This window comes from Oceaniglobus sp. K40-3, from assembly GCF_055808395.1.
The window spans coordinates 2,465,531-2,489,287 of sequence record NZ_CM147868.1 but is presented as its reverse complement, the minus strand read 5'-3'; the positions used below and the strand labels follow the sequence as shown (position 1 = coordinate 2,489,287).

Sequence of the window (23,757 nt, the reverse complement as noted above, 5' to 3'; positions counted from 1 at the left end):
CCGCGCTGTTGGCGGCAGGTCTGATTTTCGTTCCGTTCCATGATCTCGGGTCAGCCAGCGCGCCGTTCCTCAAAACTCATGGCGATAAAGCTGGGCAGATGATCGCCCATGCCGACGACCTGCGCGTTATCCTGCCGCTCGCCACCACGATTGCGCCCGCCGCGGCCACGGCTGCGCTGCTGTTCTTTCGGGGGTTCTTCGGGTTGCGGTGCGGGCTGCGCTTGCGGCGCTTCGGCCTCTTGCACGACGGCGGGTTCTTCTTTGGAAACCGGGGCCTTGCGCGACCGGCTGCGCGTGCGCTTTGCGGGCTTGGGCGCGTCGTCGTGTGATTCTTCCGGCGCGGGTTTGGCCAGCGGGTTCTCCAAACGCGGCACCTCTTTGGACAGCAGCCGTTCAATATCTTCGAGGTTCTTTTCGTCGCTCGGCACGCAGATCATCATTGCCTTGCCATCGCGCCCGGCGCGGCCCGTGCGCCCGATGCGGTGGACGTAATCCTCGGCGTGGGAGGGCACATCGAAGTTGAACACATGGCTGACCGCGGGTACATCCAGCCCCCGTGCGGCCACATCGGACGCAACGAGAAACCGCAGTTTGCCTTCGCGGAACCCTTCCAGGGTGCGGGTGCGTTGCGACTGGTCCAGATCGCCGTGGATCGGCGCGGCATCATAGCCGTGCTTGGCCAGAGATTTCGCCACGATATCCACATCCGTCTTGCGATTGCAGAAAATGATCGCGTTGGTGCATTTGTCGCCCTCGGCGTCGATCAGGGCGCGCAATACGTCGCGCTTTTCGCTGGCCTGACGGTCCTTGCGCGAGGCGCGGAACATGACCACGCCCTGTTCGATGGTTTCGGATGCGGTGGCCTGACGGGCCACTTCCACCTTTTCCGGGTTGGAAAGAAATGTATTGGTGATCCGCTCGATTTCGGGCGCCATGGTGGCGGAAAAGAACAGGGTTTGGCGGGTAAAGGGCACAAGGCCGAAAATCCGTTCGATATCGGGAATGAACCCCATGTCGAGCATCCGGTCCGCTTCGTCCACGACCATGATTTTCACGTCGTTGAGAATCAGCTTGCCGCGCTCCTGATGATCAAGAAGCCGGCCGGGCGTGGCGATCAGAACATCGACGCCCTTGTCGATCAGGATATCCTGTTCCTTGAACGACACGCCACCAATCAGCAACGCCTTGGTCAGCTTGACGTATTTCGAATAGGTATCAAAGTTTTCAGCCACCTGCGCGGCCAATTCGCGGGTCGGGCACAACACGAGGCTGCGCGGCATCCGTGCCTTGGCGCGGCCGCGCGCAAGCATTTGAATCAGCGGCAGGGTAAAGCCGGCGGTCTTGCCTGTGCCCGTCTGCGCAATGCCCAGAACATCGCGCCCTTGCAGGGCGGCGGGGATTGCGCCCACCTGAATTGGCGTGGGGGATCTCGTATCCTGCCTCGTCGATGGCCTTCATGATCTTGGGGTCGAGGTTCAAGTCAGAGAATTTTGTCATTCGGTTCCGTGGGTTAACGGACCGATCTGTGGCCCGTGCGTCAGATGTGCGGCGGCCCGGATGGCCGAATTTGCCCAAGGGGCACGCGCGTGGGCATGTGGCTACTGGAAATGCGGCTCTGGGTCAACGTGACATGGGGGAACGTGAACAATCCGGCATTGTTTTGCCGGATTGTGTTGACTTTAAACCATCATTTCCTTGGTTGCCGTAAGGGTAACATCAGGATGATCGCGTGCGATACGGTCAATATCCCATTGCAGGCGGGTCAGGAACACGATGTCGCCGTCGCTGTCGTGGGAAATATGACCCTTGTTGGCGTTCACAAAGGTGTCGACGGCGGCCTGCGGCCCGGAAACCCAGCGCGCACTGGTGAATTGCGACGGTTCGAACCGCACCGGCAGGCCATATTCCAGCTCGATCCGGCTGGCCAGAACCTCAAACTGCAACTGCCCGACGACGCCGACGATGAAACCCGCACCCAACATGGGTTTGAACACCTTGGCCGCGCCCTCCTCGGCGAATTGCGACAGGGCCTTGTCCAGATGTTTTGATTTCAACGGATCGCCTGCGCGGCAGTTTTGCAGAAGTTCCGGCGCGAAAGACGGGATGCCGACGGCGCGCAGGGCTTCGCCTTCGGTCAGGGTATCGCCAATGCGCAACTGGCCGTGGTTCGGGATGCCGATGATGTCGCCGGCCCACGCTTCCTCGGCCAATTCGCGGTCCGAGGCGAGAAACAGCACCGGATTGCTGATCGCCATGGGTTTCTTGCTGCGCACATGGGTCAGTTTCATACCCCGGTGAAAATGCCCCGACGCAAGGCGCACAAAGGCCACCCGATCGCGGTGTTTCGGATCCATGTTGGCCTGCACCTTGAACACGAATCCCGTCACTTTGGGTTCGTCCGGCGCAATCTGGCGGGGGGTGGCGCGCTGGGGCTGGGGTTCGGGGCCGAATTCTCCGATACCGTCCATCAATTCCTTGACGCCAAAGCTGTTGATCGCACTGCCAAACCAGATCGGGGTCAGGGTGCCGTCCAGCAGGGCCTGCTGATCAAAGGGGGCAGCAATTCGCGGGCCATTTCAACATCTTCGCGCAGCTTTTCCAACAGATCGGCGGGAATGTGTTCGGCCAGTTTCGGATCGTCCAGCCCGTTGATGGAAATCGATTCCGCAACCTTGTTCCGGTCGGCGCGGTCCATCAGCTCCAACCGATCATGGAGCATGTCGTAACAGCCCAGAAAATCACGCCCCAGCCCGATGGGCCACGAGGCGGGTGTCACGTCAATGGCCAGATTTTCCTGAATCTCGTCAATGATTTCAAATGTATCGCGGCTTTCCCTGTCCATCTTGTTACAGAAAGTCAGGATCGGCAGATCGCGCAAGCGACAAACCTCAAACAGTTTTTGCGTCTGGGATTCCACGCCCTTGGCGCCGTCAATCACCATCACGGCGGCATCCACCGCCGTTAGGGTGCGATAGGTGTCTTCGGAAAAATCCGAGTGGCCGGGGGTGTCGACCAGATTAAAGCGGAAGGTCTTGAAATCAAACGACATGGCCGAGGCGGAAACGGAAATGCCCCGGTCTTTTTCCATCTGCATGAAATCGCTGCGCGTGCGCCGCGCCTCACCCTTGGCGCGGACCTGTCCAGCCATCTGAATGGCGCCGCCATAGAGCAGGAATTTTTCGGTCAGCGTGGTTTTACCGGCATCAGGGTGGCTGATGATGGCAAAGGTCCGGCGCCGGGCGATTTCCGGCGGCAGGGCGGGTGAATTTGAGGCGCGATCCAACATGCAGCGCATATAGCGCCGCTTACGGGGCGGCGCAATCGGCGCTGGCCGTGTTATCGTGCCGAGGCGCTGCGCAACAGTTCGACGGTGACTGATCCCTGACGCGGGCGCAGCAATTCAACCCCCGGCGTGCTGGCCCCCCGGCAAGGGTATCCTGCAATTCGGGCGGCAGGGCGGGGCGGACACGGGTATCGACCATCAGGCTTTCGGCGGCGATACCTTCGGCATAAATGATTTCATGGCGGTCAAACAGGATTTGGAAATAATCGACAAATCCGCCGTCGGTTCGGGTGACCGTATCGTCGTTGACCAGATATTTTGCCTTGACCAACACCTCGGCCTGACCGGCCTTTACCCGGTCTTGCCGCTGATAGATGAACAGCCGGTGATTGGGGCTGACGATCAGGTCGTTGTCGTTGTTCAGGGTGCCGGCGGCGATGCGGATCGGGGCCATGGCGCCCGTGGCGCGCAGGGTTTGCTGGCCGATCCAGCGCACCTTTTGCGCCCCGTGATCGCGGGTCAGAACGGTATCGCCCGGCATCAGATCCTCGATCCGGGTCTGACGGCCCGAGGCCAGCGTGATATGGGTGCCACGGGTGAATGACACACAGGCGGTCTGGGCAAAGCGGGCCAAGGCGGCCGCACGGTCCACCGCCACAAGGGAATAGCCAAGTTTGGGTTTTATCCGGGCCAGCGGGAACAGGTAAATTTCGGCAATCGTGGCATGATCGGCGTTCAGTTCCACCAGAATCAGCGCCTCAAGGGTGGTGCCATCGGGGGTCATGAAGGTGGCAAGACTGTCGAGATGCAGCGCCGCGCCAACCCGGCCACATTCGGTATCGGTGACGATGGCCATCTGTCCGGGGGTGGCCGTGGTGCTGTGCGCAAGGCGATGCTGGGCCGCGCGGGGGGCCAGCATATAGACATCGCCAAGGTTGAGTTCACTGGCATGGCTGATCGGATCGCCCAGGTTCGCCCCGTCGATCGCGCAAAATCCGGCAGAGCGAAAAACCGACAGGCTTTGTGCCGGTTCGCCCAGGGTGTTGTTCGTGTGGTTCATCAGCAGCTCACTATGTTTGTCTGCGGCTGTCATTGGCCGTTTTCTGCAAAACGCCCGACGACACCCCACCGCCATAGCAGTTGCAACGTTAAGAACCCCCCAACAGAAGGTCAACGAAGGGTTTGTTTTCCGTTGCGTTTTAACCGCTTTTGTTTCGAATTCGTCGACAGTTTGCGGGAATTGGCATGTTTGGCCCCGGCCCGCCGTGAATGGCAACTTTCCTCTGCACTGGCGGGGTGTTAGATCGGTTGAAACATCAAACCCAAGGAGAGATGCAATGGATCTGGGGATTTCGGGCAAACGGGCCGTTGTTACGGCGTCGTCCAAGGGGCTTGGGCTGGGCTGTGCGCGGGCGCTGGCCGAGGCGGGCGTTCATCTGGTGATGAATGCGCGGGGCAGTGAGGCGCTGGAGGCGGCGGCTGCGGGTATTCGTTCCGAATTTGGAGTCGAGGTCACGACGGTGGTTGGCGATGTGACCGAAGATGCCGTGCGTGCCGCAATCCTTGATGCCGTGGCCGGGCAGGGTGGCGCGGATATTCTGGTCACCAACGCCGGTGGCCCGCCCCCCGGCATGTGGAGCGATTGGGAGCGCGAGGATTTCATCAAGGCGCTGGATGCCAACATGCTGACCCCCATTGCCCTGATGAAAGCCTGCCTTCCCGGGATGATGGATAAGGGCTGGGGCCGGGTGGTGAACATCACGTCGATGTCGGTCAAGGCGCCCAATCCGGTGTTGGGGCTGTCCAATTCGGCCCGTGCGGGGCTGACGGGATATGTGGCGGGGACATCGCGGCAGGTTGCGCCTTTTGGCGTGAACATCAACAACTTGCAGCCGGGTATTCATGCAACGGATCGCGCGGTTTCGCTTGATAAAGGCGTGAGTCAGTCACAGAATATCTCCATGGAAGCGGCGACAGAGCAACGCGCAGCGGGGATTCCCGCGCGCCGCTATGGCACCGCGGATGAGTTCGGGCAAACCTGCGCCTTCATGTGCAGTCAATACGCCGGATATATGGTCGGGCAGAACATCCTGCTGGATGGCGGGGCCGTCGCAACCACAATGTAGGGGCGGCATTTTGGCATCGGGGTTGAACCTCGCGGGGCGCGCTGCTACCTGCGGGGCCAAGCCCGACAAGATCGCTCGGGTATGACACGAGGCCTTGGTGAATCAGTCCGCCCCCCGTTTGCGCATCGAAAACATCACCCGCATCTTTGGTGGGCGGCCAGTGGTGGACGATGTGTCGCTTGATGTGATGCCGGGGCAGGTGACTTGCCTGCTTGGGCCGTCGGGCTGTGGCAAATCCACAACCCTGCGGATCATCGCCGGGGTTGATGAACAGAACAGCGGTAAAATCTGGGTCGATGGCGCGCTGATGTGCGACACGATCACCCGTGTTCCCCCCGAGGGGCGTTCCATCGGGTTGATGTTTCAGGATTTCGCGCTGTTTCCCCATCTGACCGTCGCCGACAATGTGGCGTTTGGCCTGCGCGGGGGGCGTGCGGAAAAACGTCGCCGGGTCGAGGAACTGCTGAGCCGAGTCGCGCTGGAGCGCTATATTGACGTGTTCCCGCACGAGCTTTCGGGGGAACAACAGCGTGTCGCATTGGTGCGCGCCCTGGCCCCCCGCCCGAAAATCATGCTGATGGATGAACCGTTTTCCGGCCTTGATAACCGGCTGCGCGATGGCATCCGCGACGACACCCTGTCGATCCTCAAGGAGGAAGGCACCGCCGTTCTGCTGGTCACCCACGAGCCGGAAGAGGCAATGCGCATGGCCGATGAAATCGCGCTGATGCGCGCAGGCAAGGTGGTGCAGCGTGGTGCGCCCTATAACATATATAACGCCCCCGCCGATCTGGAGGCCGCTGCATTCTTTAGCGATATCAACGTGATCCGGGGCAAAGTGCGCGGCGCGCTTACGGAAACCGCCTTTGGCCAGTTTCTGGCGCCGGGTGTGCCCGATGACACCGAGGTTGATATTGTCATCCGTCCGCAACATGTGCGCATGGATTTTGATCGCGCCGGACGCGGCCCTTTGCCCACCGCCAGTGATGGCACACCGGCCCGCGCCGTGGTCAAACGGGCGCGGTTCATCGGCAAGGAAAGCCTGGTGGAATTCCAGCTTGATTTCGACAGCTCGATCATGACGGCGACGGTGCCATCGGTGTTTCTGCCCAAACCCGGCACGCCCCTGTGGCTGATGATCCGGCGTGACCGGTGTTTTGTCTTTCCGCACTTGTGATCACACGGGCCGCTGGCGGTTGATATAATCAATCAACGTCTTGCCCTGTTCTTCGACAAACAATTCCGGCAGCGTCGCCAGTCGGGTGATCCGGTCCACGCGCAACACTTCAAAATCGGCACTTAATTCGCACCACACCGTGACCGTCCAGACCCGCCCCCAATACTCAAGCTTCAGCGGGCGGATGGTGCGGCGTGTCTCGGTGCCATTCAGATCGGTGTAATCGATCGCCAGTTTCTGCCGGGCCCGGATGGCGGCGCGCAGTTTTGGCATATGCACAAATCCATGGGCGGCATCGGCAAAGGGATAGATGGCAAAGCCCCAGCCGCGCGGCGGCGCGCTTCGGTCTTCGGGCAGAACCGCATCGATCTTGGCCGAGAGCGACTGCGCCGCGTGCTGTAATTCCGGGTCGGCCCCTTCGCCCACCACCGCCATGCCCAGATGCAGGGCTTCAAGCTCGGTCAGGGTCAGGTTCAGCGGGGGCAGGGTGATCGGCGCGGTCATCTGATACCCAAGGCCCCGTTCGCCCTGCACCGGCACCCCCGACGCCATCAGCGTTTCCATATCCCGGTACAGCGTGCGCAGGGACACATTCAGCGTGTCGGCCATGGCCTGGGCACGGTGCAGCCGCCCGTCACGCAGGATCTGGATCAACTCGAACAGGCGGTCGGTACGGCGCATGGTGATTCGCAACTTTGCTGGGCAGGGTGGCGCCCATTACTGACAAAAACCTGTCAGTTGACAATCCCGTGTCGCAAAACCCGGCATTTCCCCGCCATCGCACCCCGGTTTCGCCGCGTTCCCGCTTTTCCTTGCGCGCGCTCTGCCCTAACAAGAGACGTCATGTCAGTTGCCGCCCCGACCGGGCCGCACAAAGGGAGATACCCCATGTTGAACAATATCGGCCTGCCCGGCCTTCTTCTGATCGCCGTCGTCGTTCTGGTCCTGTTCGGCCGGGGCAAGATTTCTTCGCTGATGGGCGAAGTGGGTAAGGGCATCACCGCCTTCAAAAAGGGTGTCAGCGATGGCACCAAGGAATTGGAAGACGCCGATTCTGCCGACGACAAGGTCGTCGATGCCGAACCCGCCAAGCGGGACGAGGCCGAGGCCGCGCCCCTGAACAAAGACAAGGTCTGATCAGGACCGAAAGGCACGCGCCATGTTCGATATCGGCTGGACGGAACTTCTGGTGATCGGCGTTGTGTCGCTGATCGTGGTTGGCCCCAAGGATTTGCCGGGGATGTTCCGCACCCTGGGGCGGTTCACCGCCAAGATGAAGGGCATGGCACGCGAATTTCAGCGCGCCATGGATGATGCCGCCGATGAGGCCGGGGTCAAGGATGTGGCAAAGGATCTGCGCAAGGCCACGTCCTCAAAAAGTCTGGGCCTTGATGCCTTGAACAATGCCGCCGACAAGTTCGAAAAATGGCAACCCAAAGCGGGGGCCAGAGGGCCAAAAACCGGCGATGTTGCCGCAGCGGCGATTGCCACCGCCGAACCAGAGGCCGACGCCACCAAACTGGCCGCCGAACGGGCCGAACACGGCGAAGAGTTACGCACCGCCACCGCCGAAAAGGCCGCCGTGCCGGATGGCGCGCCCGCAGCCGCAGCGCCCAAGGATGACGCATGAACTCCCAGGACGAAATCGAGGATTCAGGCGCCCCCCTGATCGAACATCTGGCCGAATTGCGCACGCGGCTGATCCGTTCTGTGATTGCCTTTATCATCGGGATCGTGATCGCCTTTACCGTGGCGGAACCGATCCTGCAATTTTTGCTGAAACCGATCGAGGCCACCCTGCGCAGTCTGGGTGATCCGTCGCCGACACTGCAATATACGTCACCGCAGGAATATCTGTTCACGCTGTTCCGCATTTCCATGGTGTTTGGGTTTGGTCTGGCTTTCCCGGTGATTGCGCATCAACTGTGGCGCTTTGTGGCGCCAGGGCTGTACCGGACGGAAAAGTCGGCATTTCTGCCTTTTCTGATCGCATCGCCTCTCATGTTCCTGCTGGGGGCGGCTTTTGCCCAATTCATCGTCACGCCGCTGGCGATGCAGTTTTTCCTTGGCTTTGCCGACATCAGTTCAATCTTTGCCGGGTTGCTGAAGGGCGCCACGGGCGATCTGCCGGCGGCCACGGCCACAGTGCCCGATACAGCCGCAGGGGTAAGGATTACCTTTTTCGGTAAGGTCAACGAATCCCTTGATATAACGTTGAAATTCATCATGGCATTCGGGCTGTGCTTTCAGCTTCCGGTGTTGCTGACGCTGATGGGCAAGGCCGGGTTGGTGTCGTCGCGTGGGTTGGCGGATATGCGCAAATATGCGGTTGTCGCCATCCTTGTTCTGGCGGCCATCGTGACGCCCCCCGATGTAACCACCCAGGGCATTCTGTTTATTGTGGTTTACGGCCTTTATGAAATCTCGATCCAGCTTGTCAAAATGGTGGAAAAGAAACGCACCGATGAGTTGCGCGCCGAGGGCATTCTTGGCGAGGACGAAGAGCTGTGGGACGAAGCTGACGAAGCCGACGACGCTGACGAGGATACGCCGAAACCATGACGACCGACCCGATGGAACGTATCGCCGCCGCCCTGGAGCGCATGTCACCGCCGCCCCTGCATGCCCCCGATCTGGACGGGGCCGATGCCTTTGTCTGGCATGTGGCCCCCGATAACCTGGCCCCCGTGGCACAGGTGAACCGGGTGGATCTGTCGCTGTTGATCGGGGTCAACCGATCGCGTGATACGCTGCTGGAAAATACCATCCGGTTCGCCTGCGGCCTGCCGGCGAACAATGCCCTGTTGTGGGGCGCGCGTGGCATGGGAAAATCAAGCCTTGTCAAGGCGATACATGCCGAAGTTGTCGTGCGTGGCCACCCGCTCAAGATTGTCGAGGTCCAGCGCGAGGATCTGCCCTCCATCTCGCGGCTGTTGAACCTGCTGCGGGACAGCGCGCATCGTTTCGTGCTGTTTTGCGACGATCTCAGCTTTTCCCACGACGATCAGCATTACAAATCGCTCAAGGCGGTGCTGGATGGCGGGATCGAGGGGCGACCTGACAATGTGGTGTTCTATGCCACGTCGAACCGCCGCCATCTGATGCCTCGCGACATGATCGAAAACGAACGCTCCAGCGCGATTTCCCCATCCGAGGCGGTCGAGGAAAAGGTGTCGTTGTCGGATCGTTTCGGGTTGTGGCTGGGGTTTCATCCCTGCACGCAGGACGAATATCTGGCGATGATCGAAGGCTATTGCGCCGCTCACGGGGTGCCCGTTGACCCTGAAACCATGCGCGCCGAGGCGATCGAGTGGCAGGCGACGCGGGGCGGGCGTTCGGGCCGTGTGGCGTGGCAATATTTCACCGATCTGGCCGGGCGTCAGGGTGTGTCACTGACCTGACGCCCGCCTTGTGTACCCAAGTTTCGGAATGCCGGATCAGCCGTCGAAATCAATCTTTTCCATGATCCGCAACGCCTCGGCGCGGTGTTTGGCGATGTCGGTCAGCGGCGTGGTGTCGGGGGTGATCTTGCCCCAGCTTTTCACCAGATCGGCGGCGGGCGTGTTCGGATCGGCGGGGTATTCATAGACGGCATTGGCATAGATCGACTGTGCCTCGGGCGAGGCGAGGTATTCCATGAATTTCAGCGCGTCATCGCGATTGGGGGCATGGGCCGCCATCGCAACGCCGGAAATGTTCACATGGGTGCCTGATCCGTCGGCGAATGTGGGAAACCGGATGTTAACCGCATTGGCCCATGCGGCCTGTTCGGGATCGTTCAGCATCGCCCCGATGTAATAGGTGTTGCCAAGCGCGATGTCGCATTGCCCGGCCCAGATCGCCTTGGCCTGGGCGCGGTCATCGCCTTCGGGTTTGCGTGCCAGATTAGCCTTGATGCCGCTGGCCCATGCTTCGCCGGCCTCCAGACCATCGTGTTCGATTACAGCGGCAAGCAGGCCGATGTTGTAAACATGGGTGCCAGAGCGGGTGCAGATGCGGCCTTTCCATTTGGGATCGGTGAGATCCTCATAGGTTGTGATTTCACCATCGGCCACCCGGTCTTTGCTGGCATAGACGATGCGGGCCCGATAGGTGACGCCAAACCATTGGTTGTCGGCATCGCGCAGGGTGGCGGGAATGTGAGTGTTGAGGATGTCCGAGTGAACAGCCTGGGTCACGCCCGCGTCTTTTGCTTCGGACAGGCGCGAAATATCAACTGTCAGGATAATATCGGCGGGTGATCGGGCGCCCTCGGCCTTGAGCCGCGCCACCAGCCCCTTGTCGATATAGGCAGAGTTCGTCTTGATCCCGGTTTTTGCCGTAAATCCGTCCAGCAGGGGCTGAATCAACTGCGGTTGACGATAGGAATAGATATTCACATCGGCGATGGCCGGGGCGGCCAGCGCCATCAGCGACGCAGCAAGGGTGAGTGTGCGGATTGTCATGAATGCCTCCGGTTCTGGTGCTGGCTCTTATAAATCTGACAAAAATACTCTGGTCAATGTCCGACTGATACACTCGGCTATTTTTCCGCCGCTTTCGCCGCATCCCAAAGGGCATCCATTTCGTCGAGGGTCGACTCCTCGGGGCGCCGGCCCTGGGCGCGCAATGCGGTTTCGATCTGGCTGAACCGGCGGGTGAATTTATCGTTGGTGCCGCGCAGGGCCGCTTCGGGGTCAATCCCCAGATGGCGGGCCAGATTGGCCATGACAAACAACAGGTCGCCCATTTCGTCGGCCATTTCCGCCGGGCCAAGGGTGTCGCGCGCGGCGACCAATTCGCGGGATTCCTCCAGCAGTTTATCCAGCACCTGTTCGGTTTGCGGCCAGTCAAACCCGACCCGCGCCGCGCGGTTTTGCAATTTCACCGCCCGCATCAGGGCCGGAAGGCCAAGGGCCACGCCATCCAGCGCGCCCTTGTCCGGCCCTGCCGCCCGTTCGCGGGCCTTTTGCGTTTCCCAGTCGCGGGTCTGTTGTTCTGGCGATTTGTCGCGGGATTCATCGTTAAACACATGGGGGTGACGCGCGATCATCTTGTCGGCGATGGTGTTGACGATGTCATCAAAGGTGAAATGCCCCGCCTCGGCTGCCATTTGCCCGTGATAGACCGCCTGAAACAGCAAATCGCCCAGTTCGCCCCGAAGATCGCCCATATCGCGCCGGGTGATGGCATCGGCCACTTCGTAAGCCTCTTCGATGGTATAGGGGGCGATGGAATCGAAATCCTGCTCAACATCCCAGGGGCAGCCGGTGTTCGGATCGCGCAACCGGCGCATGATTTCCACCAACCGTGTAATATCGCGGGGATGGGAGTGAATCGGATCAGTTGAATTGGCCATTTACGCCGCCCTGTTTCTCTGGAACGCTGGTAGTCTCTGTCACCTTGGGAATGGGAGCTAAGATGCCTGTCGTCAACCGTATCGCGGATTTCGCGGAAGATATGAAAACCTGGCGGCGCTGGCTGCATCGCAACCCCGAACTGGGGTTTGACCTGCCGAAAACCGCCGCATTCGTGGCCGAACGGTTGCGCGATTTCGGGGTGGACGAGGTGCATGAAGGCATCGCGCAAACCGGGATTGTCGCGATCATTCAGGGGCAGGGCGTTGGCCCCACCATCGGGCTGCGCGCCGATATGGATGCACTGCCGATCCTGGAGGCAACCGGGGCGGAATATGCCAGTGAAACGCCGGGAGTGATGCACGCCTGTGGCCATGACGGGCACACGACCATGCTGTTGGGCGCGGCGCGGTATCTGGCGGAAACGCGCAATTTCGCCGGGCGTGTCGCGCTGATCTTTCAGCCCGCCGAAGAGGGGGGCGGCGGTGGCGAGGCGATGGTGCAGGATGGCATCATGGAACGGTTTGATATTGGTCAGGTCTTTGCCATGCACAACGCCCCCGAATTTGCCGTGGGTGAGTTTTTCTGCACCCCGGGGCCGATCATGGCGGCAGTGGATGAATTTACCGTTACCGTGCATGGAAAAGGCGGCCATGCGGCCTATCCCCATGATTGCACCGACCCGATTCCGCCGCTTTTGGCCATGGTGCAGGGGTTTGGCACCGTGGTGTCGCGCAACCATAAACCGATTGACGATCTGGTGATCTCGGTCACGCAAATCCACACCGGCACCGCCAACAACGTGGTGCCCGCCAAGGCGGTGTTTTCGGGCACCGTGCGCACGTTCGACCCGGCGGTGCAGGCGATGGTGATCGCCCGGCTTGAGGAATTGGTGGCGGGCAATGCGGCGGCTTACGGGGTGCAGGCAGAGTTGGATTATGAAAAGGGTTACCCGGCGACGGTGAACGACCCTGCCAAGGTGGATTTTGCCCTTGACGTCGCGCGCGACATCGTGGGCGAGGGGCGCGTGGATGGCGCAGTTGAACGGATGATGGGCGCCGAGGATTTTTCCTATATGCTGAACGCGCGGCCCGGGGCCTATCTGTTTCTGGGGCAGGGCGAGGGGGCGTTCTGCCACCATCCGGCCTATGATTTCAACGATGATGTGGCCCCGGTGGGTGCCTCGTTCTTTGCCCGGATCGTTGAACGGGCGCAGCCGGTGGGATAACGCCCCCGAAGCGTTGAAAATCAAAACCATGAAAGGGGTGCCCATGGCCCTGGAAGATGCGAAAACACAGATCGACGTGGCTTTTACCCGCCCCGATCGCCGGGGGTTGGCATTTGAAAATGCCTTTGGTGGCGCCACGTCATTTCTGCGCCGCACCTATACCAAGGATCTGGCGGGTGTTGATCTGTGCATTACCGGCGTGCCGTTTGATCAGGCGGTCACCAACCGCCCCGGCACCCGGTTTGGCCCCCGCGCGATCCGCGAGGCAAGCGCGCTTCAGGCGTTCGACCCGCCCTATGGCTGGGGTTTTGATCCGCTGAGCGAATTTGCCATCACCGATCACGGGGATGTGGCGTTTGATTATGCCGATACGGGCAGTTTCCCGGGGTTGGTGCAGGCCCATATCGCGCGGATTCTGGCCGCGGGGCCGGGGGTGATAACCCTTGGCGGGGATCATTTCATCACCCTGCCGATCCTGCGCGCCTTTGCCGAAAAATATGGCCCCGTGTCGGTGGTGCAGTTTGACGCCCATTCCGACCTTTGGGCCGATGACGATATGGGCCGGATCGACCACGGCACATTCATGTATAAGGCGGTAAAGCTGGGGCTGGTCAATCCTGCGCGCTCGGTTCAGATCGGGATTCGCACGGAATGCCCCGATTATCTGGGCATGAATGTGATTGACGCGCCCGAGGCGCACCGCATTGGCCCGGCTGCCGTGGCCGATAAGGTGCGCGCCATTGTGGGGGATGCGCCGACCTATGTTACCTTTGATATTGACGGGCTGGACCCGGCCTTTGCGCCCGGCACCGGCACACCGGTCTGGGGGGCCTGAGCAGTTGGCAGGTCGCGGCGATCTTGCGCGCGCTGGCGGGGATCAACCTGATGGGGGGCGATGTTGTGGAAGTGTCACCGCCCTATGACACCACCGGCGCCACCGCCGTTGCCGGTGCCCATGTGGCGCACGAGCTGATATGTCTGTGGGCGTGGAACAGGCGGGCGGGCGTAAGAAACGAGGGTTAAACACATGAAAACCATGATTGTTCTGGTTGTTCTTGCCGCGCTGGCGGGCGTTTCGGCCTGGGTGCGTCTTGCGCCGATTGACGCCGCACGTTGGGACGTCGATCCGCTGACCGTCAAATCGCCGCAGGCGACCGGCTGGCTGGTGCGCCCAGAGGGGGGCGATGCGGCCTGGGCGACATTTGATGCCGATGAAACAACTGTGTTGCAGGCCTTTGATGCCATTGCCATGGCCGAACCGCGCACCCGGCGCTTGCAAGGGAGCGTCGAGGCCGGGCGCATCACCTATGTGACGCGCTCAAAAATCTGGGGCTTTCCTGATTTTACGACGGTTCAGGCTGTTCCGGTGGAGGGTGGCACCAGTCTTGCCGTTCTGGCGCGCCTGCGATTTGGGCGGTCAGATTTTGGGGTGAACCGCGCCCGAATCGAGAGGTGGTATGACGCTTTGGGGCAGCGATTGGCGCAGGTGGAGTGACGACGACAGGCAGCCTTCGCGGATCTCACGCCACATGGGGACGTTCAGAGACATCTGGCACTCGGCGGTAAAGGTGCGCCCGTTCACATGCAGGCAAATGCTTTGGCCCAGCTCCACGCGCCCGCCGGTGCTGTTGGTGCAATAACAGTCAATCGTCTTGCCGCCGGGGCCTTTGACATCGGCCATGGCGGGGCTGGCGATCAGGATAAGGGCGATGATCCTAAGCATGGGCGATAATAGCATATGTTTGCGCCCTTGACCAAATGGTTCGGTTAAGCGATGGCAGGGGATGGTTCCTCTCGACAGACTTGCCCAGATCACCGAACGCTTTGAATACCTTGAGGCCGCCATGGCCCAGGGGACGGGCGATATTGCCGCTTTGGGCCGGGAATATGCGGAATTGCGCCCGGTTGTGGAACAGATTGCCGCCTATCGCACCCTTCTGGATGACATGGCCGAGGCCGAGGCGATGCTGGACGATCCTGAAATGCGCGCCCTTGCCGAAGATGAACTGCCACAGTTGAAGGGCCGCCGCCCCGGGTTGGAAGATGCCCTGCGATTGGCGCTGTTGCCGAAGGATGCGGCAGATGCGCGGCCTGCGATTCTGGAAATCCGGCCCGGAACGGGGGGCGATGAGGCATCGCTGTTTGCCGGTGATTTATTGCGCATGTATCAACGGTTTGCCGAGGCGCAGGGCTGGCAGTTCGATATTGTTGCCGAACAACAGACCGAACTTGGCGGCATCAAGGAAGTGATCGTCAACGTGCGCGGTGCCGGGGTGTTTGCCCGGCTGAAATACGAATCCGGCGTGCACCGGGTGCAACGGGTGCCGACCACCGAATCGGGCGGGCGCATCCACACCTCGGCGGCGACCGTGGCTGTTCTGCCCGAAGCGGCCGAGGTGGATGTGCAGATTGACGCCAGCGACATCAGAATCGACACCATGCGCGCCAGCGGGGCAGGCGGGCAGCACGTCAACACCACCGATTCGGCGGTGCGCATCACCCATATCCCCAGCGGCATTGTGGTGGTCAGCGCCGAGAAATCCCAACACCGCAACCGTGAAATCGCCATGGGGGTGCTGCGGGCGCGGCTCTATGACGCAGAGCGCCAGCGAATCGATGGAGAGCGCAGCGCGAGCCGCAAATCACAGGTGGGCAGCGGCGACCGAAGCGAGCGGATCTGCACCTATAATTTCCCGCAGGGGCGGATGACCGACCATCGGATCAACCTGACGCTTTATAAGCTGGATCAGGTGATGCAGGGCGATCTGGACGAGGTGATAAATGCCCTGACCGCCGACGATCAGGCGCGCAAACTGGCCGAATTCGAAGCATGAACAATACGACCGTGGCCGACCTTTTGCGCGGCGCAACCCGCGCTTTGCGCGATGGTGGCATCGACGGGGCCGAGGGCGATGCCCGCCATCTGGTGGCGGCGGCAACGGGCCTTGGGCGCGACCGGCTGACCCTGTATCTGCGCGATCCGGTTGCGGGCGGGGGCGATGTTCTGGACAGGTTCATCGCGGCGCGGCTGGCCGGGGTTCCGGTGTCGCGCATATTGGGGCGGCGGGCGTTTTATGGCCGCGAATTCACCGTCACCGGTGCCGTTCTTGACCCACGACCCGAAACAGAAACCCTTGTGCATGAGGCGCTTGGCGCGTGTTTTTCAAGTATCCTCGACCTTGGCACAGGGTCGGGGTGTATCCTGATTTCGCTGCTGGCCGAACGCCCACAGGCGCGCGGGCTGGGTGTGGATATCAGCGCCGATGCCCTGAAAATTGCCGCTGAAAATGCCGCGTCTTTGGGCGTGGCAGGTCGGGCGCGGTTTGCCCTTTCCGATTGGTGGGCTGGCATCACCGGGCAGTTTGATCTGATCGTGTCGAACCCCCTATATCGCCGCTGCGGAAATGTCCGGACTGGCCCGCGAGGTGCGCGACCACGACCCCGCCGTGGCCCTGAGCGACGGGGCGGACGGGTTGAGCGCCTATCGCGCCATTGCCGCCGGGCTGTTGACGCATCTGGTGGCGGGCGGGCGGGTGTTGGTCGAGATCGGGCCGACCCAGGGCGCCGCTGTCATGGCCCTGTTTGCCGGGGCCGGGCTGGGCGATATCCGCTGCCTGCGCGATCTGGATGGGCGCGACAGGGTTATTGCTGCAACTGCACCCTAAGCGGGCAAATAGGCCTGGGTTGTGTCGCTTTTACGCCGAATACGCATATTTTGCTTGCCATTCGCCATGGGCCGTGTTTTCAAAAGAATGCAAAGGCTGGGACGCGGTTGTGTCCCCCTTGCTGATCGCCCGTAATATCGCAATCGACCTGGTATCGCCTGTAATAGGAGGGCGGAATTCTACCGGGTCAGCCCTTTCATCGGGCGCGCAGATAGAAATGCCCAGATACAAGGCTGGAACCAGAGCAACATGAGATCTTCCAAGTCCCGTTCGCGGAACAAGAACAACCGCAACAACAACAACAATCGGTCCGGTGTGAACATCGTTAACCGCGTGTTCGACAGTTCCGGCCCCGAAGGCAAAGTGCGTGGCACGCCCCAGCAGATCATCGACAAGTATAACCAGCTTGCCCGTGATGCCCAGCTGAGCAATGACCGCGTGGCCGCCGAGAATTTCCAGCAGCACGCCGAACATTATCTGCGGATGCTGAGCGAGGCACAGCGCGAGATCGACGCGCGCCGCGAACAAGAGGCCGCGCAGCAGGCCCAGCGTGACCGCCAGCATCAGCAAAACCAGCAGAACACCCAAAACAACCAGCAGAACAACCAGAACGCCCCGCGCCCGGGCGAGCAGGAACAACCATCCGTCGCGGCCCAACCACAGCCACAACCCGATGCCCAGCCTCAGGTCGAACAGCTGCCTTCGGGCGATGCCGCCGCCAAGGATGCGCCGGTCAAGGATGAAAAGCCGACACCCCGCCCACGGCGTGCCCGCACCCCCGTGCCGCAGCCAAGCGCGAGGCAACACAGGACGATGTGATCGACACGGGCGCCAATGCCGATTCCGATTCCGGTCTGGTGGAAACCCCCGAAAGCAAACCGGCCAAACCGCGCCGCAGTCGGGCCAAGCCAAAACCAAAGGCGCAAGAGGGCAACGATACCCCCTCTGACAACCCGGAAGCGGCGGAGTAGGCGTTTCGCCAGACCAACGAAAAAGGCCCCGCGCGATTGCCTTGCAGCATCGCGCGGGGCCTTTTTTCAGGCGGTCAAGATTGCCACGCTACAGGGTGTAAAGCGGCGTCTTGCCTTGTGCGTTGTGAACCTCATTCACCGTGGCGCGATCCAGCGCCAGACGTTCGGCCAGCGCGTTAAGGTATTGCGCCTCGGCGCGGTTGTCCGGTTCGATCGCCATGAGTGAGGCGGTATAAATTTCCAGCTCCAGCCCGGCAGGGACATCGCGCGCCAACGCTTCGACATCCACCGGGGCGTTCAGGGCGGTTTCGACAAAGGCCTGATCGGTGGCCTCGCTGTCGCCCAGAACCTCCCACAGGGCGCGGCGCTCGGTCTCGTCGATTTCGCCGTCGGCCTTGGCGGCCATGATCATCGCGCGGATCGCCAGCGCGGCGTGGGTTTCTTCCGGCAGGTCGGGCGCGGCGGTGGAATCAAGCAGGCCGCGCATTTTTGCGCCACCATCGGCAGTGCCGCCCGACGCACCCGCAAGGCCACCCAGAATGCCGCCAACACCACCCGCCGCCAAACCGCCAGAGGCGCCACCGCCGCTCAGGCCCAACTGGCCCAGCATTCCGCCCAGCCCGCCAGAACTGCCACCCGCGCCGCCGAGGCTGCCCAGCAGCCCGCCAATGCCCTGACCCGAACCCTTTTGTTCGGCAAGCTTGCGTTTGACCCCTTCCATCCCGCCCGCGCGGGTGAACGCCTGCGCGCCCTTGGCGGCGACAAAGGCAATGGCAAGTTTGGTCGTCATGCTTTTCAGCGACATCTGGCAATCCTCCTGTGATATTCTGACACTAGATAGGCGCGCAGGGGGTGTTTCCTAGACCAGATCAGGTTCGCGGCTCAGGCGGCGGGCCAGCGCGGCAACGCTTAACCCCTGCACGATGATCGAAAACACCACCACCATATAGGTGCAGGTCAGGATCAGCGGTTTCCATTCGCCCTCGGGCAGGGACAGGGCCAGCGCGACCGAAATCCCGCCCTTCAACCCGCCCCATGTCATGATCGGAATGACGCCATTGGCAAATCTGCGAAAGGGGCGCAGCACCAGAATGGGAATCGCCACCGCCGCCAGCCGCGCCAGCAGGGCCAGCGCAACGGTGATTGCCCCGGTTGCCAGCGCATCCATGCCAAAGGCCACGGCGAACACCTCAAACCCGATCATCAGGAACAGAACCGCGTTCAGAATTTCGTCGATCAACCGCCAGAATCCATCGACATAGCGGCGGGTTTCTTCGCTCATCCCGTATTTTGTGCCGACATCACCGATCAAAAGCCCCGCACAGACGGCCATGATGGGTGCTGACACATGCAGGTAAACGGCCAGTTCATACCCACCAAAGGCAAGGCCGAGGGTCAGCAGCACTTCAAGCGAATAATCATCAATCTGGCGCATCACCCGAAAGGTGATCCAACCCAGGCTCAGGCCCAGCAACGCGCCGCCCACCGCCTCGCGCACAAACAGCGTGGCGGCCCCGGCCACGCCTTCGGCATGGTGCGCACCGCTGGGATAGGCCAACCCGATCAGCACCAGAAACACCACATAGCCAACCCCGTCATTGAACAGGGATTCGCCCGCGATCTTGGTTTCCAGCGCCTTTGGCAAATCGGCCTCGCGCAAGACCCCCAGAACGGCAACCGGATCGGTGGGGGAAATCAACGCGCCAAACACCAGCGCAATCAGCAACGGCATCCCCGTCAGCCAAGAGAACCCGACACCGACGATCACAGTGGACAGGCCCACGCCGATGGTGGCCATCAACACCACGGGCAACCATTGTTCGCGCAGATCGCCCAGTTTGACATGCAGCGCCCCGGCAAACAGCAACAGGCCCAGCATCCCCTCAAGCAGGGCATCGGAAAAATCAATGCCTGTCACGATCCGGCGCACCTGATCGGCCATCCCCAGATCGGGCAGCAGCAGGTCAAGCCCGAGAATGCCGAAGGACGCCAACAGCGACACCACGAGAATGCCGATCGAGGATGGCAGCCGCAGATAAAGATAATTGATCGCGCCAAACACTCCGGCCAGCACGATCATGAGCGAGGTGATCTGAAGTAATGTCATTGGTTGCAATCCCCGAACCTGAATGGGCTGCTGCTAGCATGGGCCAACGCGCGACAAAAGCCACGGTGATTGTCTCTGGCGCGCCGATGGCTATGGTCGCGGTGAGGGTGCAACCAGAAAGGGCCGGAACCGTGCAGCATATTCACCGAAATTCCGAAGGGGTGTTCATCATCGCCGCGACGCCGTTCGATGACAGCGGCGCGCTGGATCTGGCCAGCACCGACCGGATGGTTGATTTCTATCTTGAAACCGGGGTCAGCGGCATGACCATTCTGGGCATCATGGGCGAAGCGCCCAAGATGGCAGGGGATGAGGCAGAGCGTTTTGCGCGTCATGTGTTGAACCGGGTCGCGGGGCGGGTGCCGGTGATTGTCGGGGTTTCGGCGCCGGGGCTTGATAACATGGCGCGTCTGGCTGGCACGGCGATGGATGCGGGGGCGGGCGGCGTGATGGTCGCGCCACAACCGGGCATGGTGACCGAGGCCAAGTTGAACGGTTACATGGCGCAGGTCTGTGCCGCCCTTCCTGATGTGCCGATCTGTTTTCAGGATTATCCCCAGACAACCGGCGTGCAGGTATCGGTGGAAACCATCATCGGGCTGAGCGTCGATCACCCCCAGATCGTCATGCTGAAACACGAGGATTGGCCTGGATTGACCAAGCTTAGCCGGGTGCGTGCCGAAACCGGTGTGGGCGATGTGGCGCGCCTGTCGATTCTGACCGGCAATTCGGCGCTGTTTCTGGCGCAGGAAATGCAGCGTGGCGCCGATGGCGCGATGACCGGCTGTGCCTATCCCGAAATGTTGGTGCATGTGGTGGCGCGCCATAAGGCAGGCGATGTGGATGGCGCCGAAGATCTGTTTGATGCCTATCTGCCCATGGTGCGCTATGAACAGCAGTTGGGCCTTGGCCTTGCCATCCGCAAAGAGGTGCTGGCGCGACGCGGGGTGATTGCCTCGGCAAAGGTGCGCGCGCCGGGGCCGGTTCTGACCCGAACCGACCATGATGAAATCACCCGCCTGATGGCCCGGCTGGAGGTGCGTCTGAAGGCGCTGGGATAGCGCGGGCCAAAGCATTACTGCGCAAAGGCCACCAGCGCGCGTTCATCCCATGAAATGCGGGCGGTTTCGCCACGCTCCAGCACCCGGCGCCCCACGAGGTTTTTCATCGACAGGGTGACGGGTTTTTCCACGCCTTCAAGGGCCACGTCATAATATGTCATGTCCCCGTAATAGGCCAATTCATCGACGCGGCCCTTGGTTTCGCGCGCCGGGGCCGGTTCGTCGCCAAACAGGATCGACATGGTTTCAGGCCGGATGCCGATGGTGCAATCGCCGGAAAGCGGCCCGGCGGGGCATTGCCCGGGGGTGATGGCGGCGCGGCCAAGGCCCGCGATCTCAACGCCGGTGTCTGTCGTGGTGGCGGGCAGGAAATTCATCACGCCGATGAAATCGGCCACCTTTCGCGACACCGGGCGCCGGTACAGGGTTTGCGGATCGGCCAGTTGCGCGATTTCACCCTCGAACATCACCGCGATCCGATCGGACATGATCAGCGCCTCTTCCTGATCGTGGGTGACAAGAACAAAGGTGATGCCCACATGGCGTTGCAAGCGGCGCAGTTCGTTCTGCATCTGCTCGCGCAGTTTCTTGTCCAGCGCCGACAGGGGTTCATCCAGCAACAACACCTTGGGTTTCAGAATCAGCGCCCGGGCCAGTGCCACCCGTTGCCGTTGCCCACCCGAAAGGGCATGAGCGGCGCGCGCGCCAAAGCCCCCAAGGCCGACCATATCCAGCGCCTCTTCAACCTGAAGGTTTTTGGCCTGCTTGCTCAGGTCTGATCGGCGGCGCAGCCCAAAGGCGACGTTTTCGGCCACGCTCAGGTGGGGAAAAATCGCATAGCTTTGAAACACCATGTTGGTGGGGCGTTTGTTGGCCGGTACATCCACCATGTCCTGCCCGGACAGCAAAAGAATGCCCTCGGAAATATCCTCAAACCCCGCAATCGTGCGCAAAAGTGTGGTTTTGCCACAGCCGGACGGGCCAAGCAGCGAAAAGAATTCGCCCGCGCCTATATCAAGGTCGATGCCGCGCAGGGCGTGGTAGGTGCCGTAATATTTATGCACGTCGCGCAAAGAAACGATTGGGGTCAAAGAAAGCCTCCGGTGTCTTTTCCGCCCGCCCGGGCAATGCCCCGGCGCCGCGCGATTTCGGCCACGGTCAGCAGGATAACCGACAGCGCCACAAGGATGGTTCCCAGCGCCATGACCACGGGGATTTTCTGGGGAAACCTGAGTTGTCCCCAGAGGTAGACGGGCAGGGTGGGTTCGGTGCCGGTAAGAAAGAACGCGATGATGAACTCGTCCAGCGATATGGTAAAGGAAATCAGCAGCGCCGAAATGATGCCCGGCATCACCAGCGGCAGGGTGATCAGCCGAAAGGTGGACCAGCGGGTTTCGCCAAGGTCAAACGCCGCCTCCTCAAGCGAGGAATCGAGATTGCCAAAGGCCGAATTCAGGATCGCGATGCAAAAAGGGGTGCAGATAAGGGTATGGCCAAGAATCACCGTCCAGCCGCCCAGGGGCAGGCCAAGCGCCAGCAGCACCACCAAGAGCGACACGGCGACAATGATTTCGGGCAAAACCAGCGGCAGCATGATAAAGCCCAGCATCGGCCCCTTGCCCGGAAAACTGTATTTCGCCCCGGCCCGCGCGGCGCAAATGCCAAGGGTGGTGGACAGCAGCGCGGTTGTGACAGCGATAATCAGCGAGGTTTGCACCGATTTCACCAGCGCCGGTGTGTTGGGGATTTCGCTGAACCACTGGGTGGTGAACCCCGACAGCGGAAACGCGATGATCGTGCTGTCATTGAACGCAAAGATCGGCAACAGGATGATCGGCGCATAGAGAAACAGCAGATAAAGAACGGCATAACCGCGCAGCCACCTCATGTGCTCCGCCCTTTCAGCCAGCGGCGGTTTGCAAACAGGAACAACAGTGAAATCACCGTGACGATTCCCATGGCAATGACGGCAAGGGTGGCGCCCATGGGCGCGTTGTTCAGTTTCAAAAACTGCGTCTGGATCATGTTGGCGATCATCAATCCGTTCGGCCCCCCCACAAGGCGCGGCGTTACATAATCGCCGATGGTGGGGATGAACACGATCAGGGTGGCCGCAACCACACCGGGCACCGCAAGGGGCAGGGTGACGCGCAGGAAGGTCATCACATGATTTTCCCCCAGATCGCGCGAGGCCTCAAGCAAGGAACGGTCGATCTTTTCAAGGCTGACAAAGATCGGCAGAATCGCAAAAGGGGCAAAGGCATGGGCCAGCGTGATGACCACGGCGTTGGCGTTATAAAGGATAAAGGTCAGCGGTTCGTCGATCACCCCAAGGCCCAGAAGCGATGAATTCAGCACGCCGTTATAGCCAAGGATCACCTTCCACAAAAACACCCGGATCAGATAGCTGGTCCAGAACGGGATGGTGATCATGAAAATCCACAGGCTCTTGCGGCCCGGCGCCACATGGAACGACACGAAATAGGCGATGGGAAAGGCCAGAACCACCGTGGCCAGCGTCACCGACCCCGCAATCAGCACCGAACGCAGCATGAGCTGGGCATAAAGCGGCTCACTGAAGGCTTCGCGATAGTTTTTCAGGGTCAGGGTGTAATCAATCGTCAGGAAATCCTGCGACCAGAAACTGAAGGCAAATATCGCCGCCAGCGGCACCGCCAGCAACAACAGCGCATAGAGGGCAGGCGGTGCGATCAGCGCCAGCCCCCGGGCGGTTTCAGAATTGCGAAACACCGGCATTCTTCTCCCTGTTGGCGCCTTCGTTGGGGGATGCTTCAACGGTTGG

Annotated in this window: 22 protein-coding genes and 4 pseudogenes; 14 read left to right on the top strand and 12 right to left on the bottom strand. The window is 61.1% G+C overall.

Annotated elements, in window-relative coordinates:
- Positions 1–50: 50 nt before the first annotated feature.
- The 3 genes and pseudogenes from AC0L7P_RS12880 to AC0L7P_RS12870 all read right to left on the bottom strand — a co-directional run bounded on the left by AC0L7P_RS12880 (position 51) and on the right by AC0L7P_RS12870 (position 4,343).
- A pseudogene (locus AC0L7P_RS12880) lies at positions 51–1,497 on the bottom strand (DEAD/DEAH box helicase).
- A gap of 182 nt (positions 1,498–1,679) precedes the next feature.
- A pseudogene (locus AC0L7P_RS12875) lies at positions 1,680–3,286 on the bottom strand (peptide chain release factor 3).
- A gap of 19 nt (positions 3,287–3,305) precedes the next feature.
- The gene (locus tag AC0L7P_RS12870) at positions 3,306–4,343 is read right to left on the bottom strand and encodes a Hint domain-containing protein (protein ID WP_473433113.1); all 1,038 of its coding nucleotides are present in this window, start codon (positions 4,341–4,343) and stop codon (positions 3,306–3,308) included.
- A 277-nt stretch (positions 4,344–4,620) separates the two neighbouring features.
- Between AC0L7P_RS12870 and AC0L7P_RS12865 the strand changes: the two genes are divergently transcribed.
- Together AC0L7P_RS12865 and AC0L7P_RS12860 are read left to right on the top strand one after the other, a co-directional pair.
- Positions 4,621–5,409 carry an SDR family oxidoreductase gene (locus tag AC0L7P_RS12865; RefSeq protein ID WP_473433112.1) on the top strand — a complete coding sequence of 263 codons (789 nt, stop codon included), beginning with the start codon at positions 4,621–4,623 and terminating at the stop codon, positions 5,407–5,409.
- Positions 5,410–5,503: 94 nt separating this feature from the next.
- The gene (locus AC0L7P_RS12860; protein ID WP_473433111.1) at positions 5,504–6,586 is read left to right on the top strand and encodes an ABC transporter ATP-binding protein; all 1,083 of its coding nucleotides are present in this window, start codon (positions 5,504–5,506) and stop codon (positions 6,584–6,586) included.
- On the opposite strand, the gene AC0L7P_RS12855 is transcribed toward AC0L7P_RS12860, so the two are convergent.
- Positions 6,587–7,267 (bottom strand): helix-turn-helix transcriptional regulator, encoded by a 681-nt coding sequence (locus AC0L7P_RS12855; protein WP_473433110.1) that lies wholly within the window; start codon positions 7,265–7,267, stop codon positions 6,587–6,589. It lies immediately after the preceding gene.
- A gap of 207 nt (positions 7,268–7,474) precedes the next feature.
- On the opposite strand from AC0L7P_RS12855, the gene AC0L7P_RS12850 reads away from it, so the two are divergent.
- The 4 genes from AC0L7P_RS12850 to AC0L7P_RS12835 are packed head-to-tail and all read left to right on the top strand — an operon-like array spanning position 7,475 to position 9,987.
- Positions 7,475–7,723 carry a twin-arginine translocase TatA/TatE family subunit gene (locus AC0L7P_RS12850; RefSeq protein WP_473433109.1) on the top strand — a complete coding sequence of 83 codons (249 nt, stop codon included), beginning with the start codon at positions 7,475–7,477 and terminating at the stop codon, positions 7,721–7,723.
- A 22-nt stretch (positions 7,724–7,745) separates the two neighbouring features.
- Entirely contained in the window at positions 7,746–8,216 is a 471-nt protein-coding gene (gene tatB, locus AC0L7P_RS12845; RefSeq protein WP_473433108.1) for a Sec-independent protein translocase protein TatB, read from the top strand.
- Positions 8,213–9,148, top strand: coding sequence for a twin-arginine translocase subunit TatC (gene tatC, locus AC0L7P_RS12840; protein WP_473433107.1), 936 nt, complete (start codon positions 8,213–8,215; stop codon positions 9,146–9,148). Before tatB ends, tatC begins: the two co-directional genes overlap by 4 nt.
- On the top strand, positions 9,145–9,987 hold the full coding sequence (locus tag AC0L7P_RS12835; protein ID WP_473433106.1) for an ATP-binding protein: 843 nt from the start codon (positions 9,145–9,147) through the stop codon (positions 9,985–9,987). The genes tatC and AC0L7P_RS12835 overlap by 4 nt, the downstream gene beginning before the upstream one ends.
- Positions 9,988–10,023: 36 nt before the next feature.
- On the opposite strand, the gene AC0L7P_RS12830 is transcribed toward AC0L7P_RS12835, so the two are convergent.
- Both AC0L7P_RS12830 and mazG read right to left on the bottom strand, forming a co-directional pair.
- Complete coding sequence (locus tag AC0L7P_RS12830) at positions 10,024–11,031, bottom strand: Fe(3+) ABC transporter substrate-binding protein (protein ID WP_473433105.1); 1,008 nt, start codon at positions 11,029–11,031, stop codon at positions 10,024–10,026.
- Positions 11,032–11,108: 77 nt separating this feature from the next.
- Positions 11,109–11,924 carry a nucleoside triphosphate pyrophosphohydrolase gene (mazG, locus tag AC0L7P_RS12825; protein WP_473433104.1) on the bottom strand — a complete coding sequence of 272 codons (816 nt, stop codon included), beginning with the start codon at positions 11,922–11,924 and terminating at the stop codon, positions 11,109–11,111.
- A 62-nt stretch (positions 11,925–11,986) separates the two neighbouring features.
- On the opposite strand from mazG, the gene AC0L7P_RS12820 reads away from it, so the two are divergent.
- The 3 genes and pseudogenes from AC0L7P_RS12820 to AC0L7P_RS12810 all read left to right on the top strand — a co-directional run bounded on the left by AC0L7P_RS12820 (position 11,987) and on the right by AC0L7P_RS12810 (position 14,645).
- Positions 11,987–13,150, top strand: a complete 1,164-nt coding sequence (locus AC0L7P_RS12820) for a M20 aminoacylase family protein (RefSeq protein ID WP_473433103.1) — start codon at positions 11,987–11,989, stop codon at positions 13,148–13,150.
- A 43-nt stretch (positions 13,151–13,193) separates the two neighbouring features.
- Positions 13,194–14,173: pseudogene (speB, locus tag AC0L7P_RS12815) on the top strand (agmatinase).
- 4 nt (positions 14,174–14,177) lie between these two features.
- Entirely contained in the window at positions 14,178–14,645 is a 468-nt protein-coding gene (locus AC0L7P_RS12810) for a DUF1499 domain-containing protein (protein WP_473433102.1), read from the top strand.
- Here the strand turns inward: AC0L7P_RS12810 and AC0L7P_RS12805 are convergent.
- On the bottom strand, positions 14,568–14,888 hold the full coding sequence (locus AC0L7P_RS12805) for a hypothetical protein (protein WP_473433101.1): 321 nt from the start codon (positions 14,886–14,888) through the stop codon (positions 14,568–14,570). The genes AC0L7P_RS12810 and AC0L7P_RS12805 overlap by 78 nt on opposite strands.
- A gap of 46 nt (positions 14,889–14,934) precedes the next feature.
- Between AC0L7P_RS12805 and prfA the strand changes: the two genes are divergently transcribed.
- The 4 genes and pseudogenes from prfA to AC0L7P_RS12785 all read left to right on the top strand — a co-directional run bounded on the left by prfA (position 14,935) and on the right by AC0L7P_RS12785 (position 17,786).
- A complete protein-coding gene (prfA, locus tag AC0L7P_RS12800) occupies positions 14,935–15,984 on the top strand; it encodes a peptide chain release factor 1 (RefSeq protein ID WP_473433100.1) in 1,050 nt (349 codons plus the stop codon).
- Positions 15,981–16,815: pseudogene (gene prmC / locus AC0L7P_RS12795) on the top strand (peptide chain release factor N(5)-glutamine methyltransferase). Before prfA ends, prmC begins: the two are co-directional and overlap by 4 nt.
- Positions 16,816–17,064: 249 nt before the next feature.
- Positions 17,065–17,634, top strand: a complete 570-nt coding sequence (locus tag AC0L7P_RS12790) for a DUF4167 domain-containing protein (RefSeq protein WP_473433099.1) — start codon at positions 17,065–17,067, stop codon at positions 17,632–17,634.
- Positions 17,631–17,786 (top strand): hypothetical protein, encoded by a 156-nt coding sequence (locus tag AC0L7P_RS12785; protein ID WP_473433098.1) that lies wholly within the window; start codon positions 17,631–17,633, stop codon positions 17,784–17,786. The genes AC0L7P_RS12790 and AC0L7P_RS12785 overlap by 4 nt, the downstream gene beginning before the upstream one ends.
- Before the next feature lie 88 nt (positions 17,787–17,874).
- Here AC0L7P_RS12785 and AC0L7P_RS12780 read toward each other — a convergent pair whose 3' ends face one another.
- Both AC0L7P_RS12780 and AC0L7P_RS12775 read right to left on the bottom strand, forming a co-directional pair.
- Positions 17,875–18,591, bottom strand: coding sequence for a DUF533 domain-containing protein (locus AC0L7P_RS12780; RefSeq protein WP_473433097.1), 717 nt, complete (start codon positions 18,589–18,591; stop codon positions 17,875–17,877).
- 54 nt (positions 18,592–18,645) lie between these two features.
- Positions 18,646–19,893 carry a cation:proton antiporter gene (locus tag AC0L7P_RS12775; protein ID WP_473433096.1) on the bottom strand — a complete coding sequence of 416 codons (1,248 nt, stop codon included), beginning with the start codon at positions 19,891–19,893 and terminating at the stop codon, positions 18,646–18,648.
- Positions 19,894–20,024: 131 nt separating this feature from the next.
- Between AC0L7P_RS12775 and AC0L7P_RS12770 the strand changes: the two genes are divergently transcribed.
- On the top strand, positions 20,025–20,954 hold the full coding sequence (locus AC0L7P_RS12770) for a dihydrodipicolinate synthase family protein (RefSeq protein WP_473433095.1): 930 nt from the start codon (positions 20,025–20,027) through the stop codon (positions 20,952–20,954).
- Positions 20,955–20,968: 14 nt separating this feature from the next.
- Here AC0L7P_RS12770 and AC0L7P_RS12765 read toward each other — a convergent pair whose 3' ends face one another.
- Genes AC0L7P_RS12765 through AC0L7P_RS12755 form a run of 3 tightly spaced genes read right to left on the bottom strand, consistent with a single transcriptional unit; the run spans position 20,969 to position 23,711 of the window.
- A complete protein-coding gene (locus tag AC0L7P_RS12765; protein ID WP_473433094.1) occupies positions 20,969–22,045 on the bottom strand; it encodes an ABC transporter ATP-binding protein in 1,077 nt (358 codons plus the stop codon).
- A complete protein-coding gene (locus AC0L7P_RS12760; RefSeq protein ID WP_473433093.1) occupies positions 22,042–22,842 on the bottom strand; it encodes an ABC transporter permease in 801 nt (266 codons plus the stop codon). The genes AC0L7P_RS12765 and AC0L7P_RS12760 overlap by 4 nt, the downstream gene beginning before the upstream one ends.
- Positions 22,839–23,711, bottom strand: coding sequence for an ABC transporter permease (locus tag AC0L7P_RS12755; protein ID WP_473433092.1), 873 nt, complete (start codon positions 23,709–23,711; stop codon positions 22,839–22,841). The genes AC0L7P_RS12760 and AC0L7P_RS12755 overlap by 4 nt, the downstream gene beginning before the upstream one ends.
- Between the last annotated feature and the right edge of the window lie 46 nt (positions 23,712–23,757).

Excerpts from the sequence above, each read along its gene's own strand:
- AC0L7P_RS12870 (WP_473433113.1), bottom strand. The coding sequence starts at position 4,343 with ATGAACCACACGAACAACACCCTGGGCGAACCGGCACAAAGCCTGTCG.
- AC0L7P_RS12865 (WP_473433112.1), top strand. The coding sequence starts at position 4,621 with ATGGATCTGGGGATTTCGGGCAAACGGGCCGTTGTTACGGCGTCGTCC.
- AC0L7P_RS12855 (WP_473433110.1), bottom strand. The coding sequence starts at position 7,267 with ATGCGCCGTACCGACCGCCTGTTCGAGTTGATCCAGATCCTGCGTGAC.
- AC0L7P_RS12850 (WP_473433109.1), top strand. The coding sequence starts at position 7,475 with ATGTTGAACAATATCGGCCTGCCCGGCCTTCTTCTGATCGCCGTCGTC.
- tatB (WP_473433108.1), top strand. The coding sequence starts at position 7,746 with ATGTTCGATATCGGCTGGACGGAACTTCTGGTGATCGGCGTTGTGTCG.
- tatC (WP_473433107.1), top strand. The coding sequence starts at position 8,213 with ATGAACTCCCAGGACGAAATCGAGGATTCAGGCGCCCCCCTGATCGAA.
- AC0L7P_RS12835 (WP_473433106.1), top strand. The coding sequence starts at position 9,145 with ATGACGACCGACCCGATGGAACGTATCGCCGCCGCCCTGGAGCGCATG.
- AC0L7P_RS12830 (WP_473433105.1), bottom strand. The coding sequence starts at position 11,031 with ATGACAATCCGCACACTCACCCTTGCTGCGTCGCTGATGGCGCTGGCC.
- mazG (WP_473433104.1), bottom strand. The coding sequence starts at position 11,924 with ATGGCCAATTCAACTGATCCGATTCACTCCCATCCCCGCGATATTACA.
- AC0L7P_RS12820 (WP_473433103.1), top strand. The coding sequence starts at position 11,987 with ATGCCTGTCGTCAACCGTATCGCGGATTTCGCGGAAGATATGAAAACC.
- AC0L7P_RS12810 (WP_473433102.1), top strand. The coding sequence starts at position 14,178 with ATGAAAACCATGATTGTTCTGGTTGTTCTTGCCGCGCTGGCGGGCGTT.
- AC0L7P_RS12805 (WP_473433101.1), bottom strand. The coding sequence starts at position 14,888 with ATGCTATTATCGCCCATGCTTAGGATCATCGCCCTTATCCTGATCGCC.
- prfA (WP_473433100.1), top strand. The coding sequence starts at position 14,935 with ATGGTTCCTCTCGACAGACTTGCCCAGATCACCGAACGCTTTGAATAC.
- AC0L7P_RS12790 (WP_473433099.1), top strand. The coding sequence starts at position 17,065 with ATGAGATCTTCCAAGTCCCGTTCGCGGAACAAGAACAACCGCAACAAC.
- AC0L7P_RS12780 (WP_473433097.1), bottom strand. The coding sequence starts at position 18,591 with ATGTCGCTGAAAAGCATGACGACCAAACTTGCCATTGCCTTTGTCGCC.
- AC0L7P_RS12775 (WP_473433096.1), bottom strand. The coding sequence starts at position 19,893 with ATGACATTACTTCAGATCACCTCGCTCATGATCGTGCTGGCCGGAGTG.
- AC0L7P_RS12760 (WP_473433093.1), bottom strand. The coding sequence starts at position 22,842 with ATGAGGTGGCTGCGCGGTTATGCCGTTCTTTATCTGCTGTTTCTCTAT.
- AC0L7P_RS12755 (WP_473433092.1), bottom strand. The coding sequence starts at position 23,711 with ATGCCGGTGTTTCGCAATTCTGAAACCGCCCGGGGGCTGGCGCTGATC.